This is a genomic window from Mesorhizobium sp. M2A.F.Ca.ET.037.01.1.1 (genome assembly GCF_003998075.1).
Classification (GTDB): Bacteria; Pseudomonadota; Alphaproteobacteria; order Rhizobiales; family Rhizobiaceae; genus Mesorhizobium.
The window spans coordinates 1-4,003 of the sequence record NZ_RZSA01000636.1; the positions used below are offsets into that span (position 1 = coordinate 1).

Sequence of the window (4,003 nt, forward strand, 5' to 3'; positions counted from 1 at the left end):
ACGGCCGCGTCATCGAAGTGGTTGACCCATCGACCGAGGCTGTGATCGCCGCGATTCCGGACGCGACGCTCGCCGACGCCGCGGCAGCGGTCGAGGCGGCGGCACAGGCGGCGGCGGGCTGGCGCGAGACCCCGCCGCGCAAGCGGTCGGAGATCCTGAGGCGCTGCTTCGAGCTGATGACCGAACGTGCCGAGACTTTGGCCGCATTGATTTCGCTGGAGAACGGCAAGGCCCTGCGTGACGCGCGCGGCGAAGTCGCCTATGCGGCCGAGTTCTTCCGCTGGAACGCGGAGGAAGCGGTTCGCATCAGCGGCGAGTTCGGCCTTGCGCCGTCCGGCGCGAACCGGATCGTGGTCGACTTCCAGCCCATCGGCATTTGCGTTCTGATAACACCGTGGAACTTCCCGGCGATGGCCACGCGCAAGATCGCGCCGGCGCTTGCCGCCGGCTGCACCGTCATCCTGAAGCCGGCCAGCGAGACGCCGCTGACGGCCTACGCGCTTGCCGCCCTCTACGAGGAAGCCGGCGTGCCGCCGGGCGTCGTCAACGTCATCACCACTTCGAATCCAGGGCCGGTGACTGCGGCCATGCTGGCCGACGCGCGGGTGCGCAAGCTCTCCTTCACCGGCTCGACCGGCATCGGCCGCTTGCTCCTTGCCGAGGCGGCGAAGCACGTCATTTCCTGCTCGATGGAGCTTGGCGGCAATGCGCCGTTCATCGTGCTCGACGACGCCGATCTCGAGGCGGCGCTCGACGGCGCGATGATCGCCAAGATGCGCAACGCCGGAGAGGCCTGCACGGCGGCCAACAGGCTCTACGTCCAGGCGGGCATCCATGACGCATTCGCCGAAGGCCTGCGCAAACGCATGGCGGCGCTCGCCATCGGCCCGGGCACGGATTCGGAAACCGAATGCGGACCGATGATCACCAGGAAAGCCGTGGACAAGATCGATCGGCTCGTCCAGGACGCGGTCGCGCGTGGCGCCAAGGTTCTGTGCGGCGGCGCGGTCGCCGAGGGCCGAGGATTTTTCTATCCGCCCACGGTGCTGAGCGACGTGCCGGCCGACGCCGCCATGGCTCATGAGGAGATATTCGGTCCCGTGGCGCCAATCAGCCGCTTCGAGGACGAGGCGGAGGTCATCGCAAGGGCGAACGATACCGAATACGGCCTTGCCGCCTATATCTACACGCGCGATCTTGCGAAAGGCATGCGCATGGCGTCGAAGATCGAGTCCGGCATGATCGCGCTCAATCGTGGCCTGATGTCGGACCCTGCCGCGCCCTTCGGCGGCGTCAAGCAGAGCGGGCTTGGGCGCGAGGGCGGCCAGAAGCACGGCATTGCCGAGTTCATGGAGGCGAAATACATCGCCGTGACGATCTGATGAGACAGATGGCGAAAGATCCATTCCGTATTCGCGACCATGTCCCCGAGTTCGACGACATCGTCGCCGAGATCGTCCGGCGCAGCGCCGAGACCAGGGCCAAGGTACCGATGGCCGCCGACGTGCCTTACGGACCGGACGGCACGGAGACCGTCGACCTGTTCTTCCCGCAGGGCAAACGCGATCACCTGCCGGTGCACATGTTCATTCACGGCGGCTACTGGCGCATGTTCTCCAAGCGCGACTATTCCTACGTAGCGGACACCGTCGCCAACGCCGGAGCGATTGCCGTCGTCGTGGATTACGCACTGATGCCGAGCGTGAGAATGGCGACGATCGTCGATCAAATACGCCGCGCGAGGCAATGGATAGACGACCATATCGCGAGCTATGGCGGCGATCCCGACCACCTGACGGTAAGCGGCCATTCCGCGGGGGCGCATCTCGCGACAATGCTCTTTGACGACAACACCCGGCCTTCAGGCATCAAAGGCGCGCTCCTGCTCGGCGGTGTCTACGATCTAAGACCGTTGCAGGAGTCGTTTCTCGCGGCCGAAATCGCGATCACCGACGACGAGGTTGAGCGGTTCTCGCCGATAAATCATCGCTTCGATCCGGACGTGGCGGTTGAGATATCCGTCGGCGCCGAGGAAACGCCGCCCTTCCACAGCCAGGCCGCCACGCTTGCGGAGCGTTTCGAAGGGCAAGGGCTTGCCGTCTCGCGCACAAGCCTTGCAGGGGCCAACCACATGAGCAGCGTCCGCGACCTTGGCTTGGCCGGAACCGGGGCCGCATCATCCCTGGCTCGCCTGCTGGGCGCATGAAGGCCATATCGCCGCCAGCGGTAAGAGAGCTTCACGAACGTGATCCGTCCACGTTATGACGCGTCCTGTTCGAGAACTTCCATGGGCGGCGACGTGTAAATCCGGATCGAAAGGTGCGCGATCGCAGTAGACCACTATGATGGAGGAGGATGCAGCGACCAAAGCGCGCTCTTCGCGCGTTCGTCCCTACCATCCGTTTGCACCAAAATGGGGAGCACAATTTGTGGGGAAAATCGCAAGCAGATGCGAGCTTACGATCGAACTTTCCAATTTAAATCGAAAAATCAGTTACTTACGCTAGAAGGCGATGGTACCGTTGGCTGGGCTCGAACCAGCGACCCCCAGATCCACAATCTGGTGCTCTAACCAACTGAGCTACAACGGCACATTCCAGGCGAGCGCTATCCAGGAATCCTGAGGATGCGCTCCATCGTTGGCGATGCGTCCAATACGGGCTATCGGATTCTAATTCAAGGCCCTTAATAAGGCAAAGGACGGGTTGTCCTCGTCGCACCTTTCATAAGGCAAAAGAAAAGGCCGGCGGGAGGAGGTGCCGGCCTTTTCCTGTTACGAGCCAGCGGGAGGAGGTGCTGGCTGGTCACCCCGGAAACAGAGGGAGGAGGTTCCGCTTCCGGGTATCTGGTTATTCAACTCTATCGCATAACTATTTGTCTGACGAAATGCGACGTTTTGATGCAGCGCACAGTTGTGCGCGAAAATTAGGCAGCCTTGACGTCCTTGATCGCCTTCTCGAAGGCGCTCTTGACCGGCTTGGAGACATCCTCGACCGCCTTGGTGGCGACGGCCTGGAACTCCTTGGCCTGCTCCACGGCCAATTCGGCGCGCTTGCGCAGGAAAGCGGTCTGCAGCTCGACGACTTCCGAAAGGGTCTTGGCGCCGACCAGGGCTTCAAGGTGCGAGAAGCCGGCTTCGGCATTGGCGCGCAGCGCGGCGATGGCCTTGAGCGAAACGTCACTGGAGACGGCCTTGGCGGTCTCGTAGGTCGACTCCAGAACCTTCTGGGTCTCCTCGGCACCGGTCTTCAGCTTGGCATAGGCCTCTTTCGACTGCTCGACGCCCTTCTCGGCGAAGGCGCGGATCTGGTCGGTGGCCTTGGAAGCGTCGAAGCTCGGGAATTCAACGTTTTCGATGGTCTCGGCAGCGGTCTTAGCGGTGGTCTTGGACATTTTCCAACCTTTTCGGGTAGCGGCTTTGACAGAAAGCCGTCTCGTTCATGTATGGTGGCAATATAGAGGCTTTTTTGTGCATTGCAACATCTTTGTTGCAGCGCACCATAAAATCTTCCCGTACGTCAACCGTAACGTCAGCCGCTGGGCCGTTAACCAAGAGCCCAGAGATTTCGACCTATGCAAGCCAGGGCTTGTGGACCTTCGGACCGCGGGCTTTTATTAACAAAGCGTTAACTGAAATGCCCGCTCCGGAGGGTTGCCCAGCGCATGCCGCCTGAAAACTACTCCTTCCTCGACGTCGCCGTGCTCGACGCGGTGCGTCAGCGCTTTGCCGCTGGCGACGCCCTGGCCATTTTGTCGGCCGACCTCGAGCAGGTGATCTGGGCGAACGGACCGGGGGCGTCGGTATTCGGCTATCCGGATATCGAGGCCATCATCGGCGCCTCGGCGCGGCTGCCGCTGATTGCCCGACGGCAGATCATGGCGACCAGCGGCTTTCCCGAGATTGGCAGCGACCGTGCCATCACGGTGAGGCTGGCCACCGGCATGGTGAGCCGGGCCGTGGGCTTCCTGGCCAGCGCCGTGACGATGCCGGACGGCGAGAAGG

The 4,003-nt window shown here is 62.5% G+C and carries 4 protein-coding genes and 1 tRNA gene; 3 read left to right on the plus strand and 2 right to left on the minus strand.

What is annotated here, in order from left to right; all coding sequences use genetic code 11:
- Both EOA27_RS25900 and EOA27_RS25905 read left to right on the plus strand, forming a co-directional pair.
- The coding region (locus EOA27_RS25900) for an NAD-dependent succinate-semialdehyde dehydrogenase (RefSeq protein ID WP_145970529.1) at positions 1–1,382 on the plus strand (1,382 nt) is incomplete at its 5' end.
- Positions 1,383–1,492: 110 nt separating this feature from the next.
- A complete protein-coding gene (locus EOA27_RS25905) occupies positions 1,493–2,206 on the plus strand; it encodes an alpha/beta hydrolase (RefSeq protein WP_348526249.1) in 714 nt (237 codons plus the stop codon).
- Positions 2,207–2,514: 308 nt separating this feature from the next.
- On the opposite strand, the gene EOA27_RS25910 is transcribed toward EOA27_RS25905, so the two are convergent.
- Positions 2,515–2,591 (minus strand) — tRNA-His (locus tag EOA27_RS25910).
- A gap of 334 nt (positions 2,592–2,925) precedes the next feature.
- The gene (locus tag EOA27_RS25915) at positions 2,926–3,393 is read right to left on the minus strand and encodes a phasin (RefSeq protein ID WP_126079079.1); all 468 of its coding nucleotides are present in this window, start codon (positions 3,391–3,393) and stop codon (positions 2,926–2,928) included.
- A gap of 270 nt (positions 3,394–3,663) precedes the next feature.
- Between EOA27_RS25915 and EOA27_RS25920 the strand changes: the two genes are divergently transcribed.
- Positions 3,664–4,003 (plus strand): hypothetical protein (locus tag EOA27_RS25920; protein ID WP_145970530.1); only part of this gene is annotated, 340 nt, incomplete at its 3' end.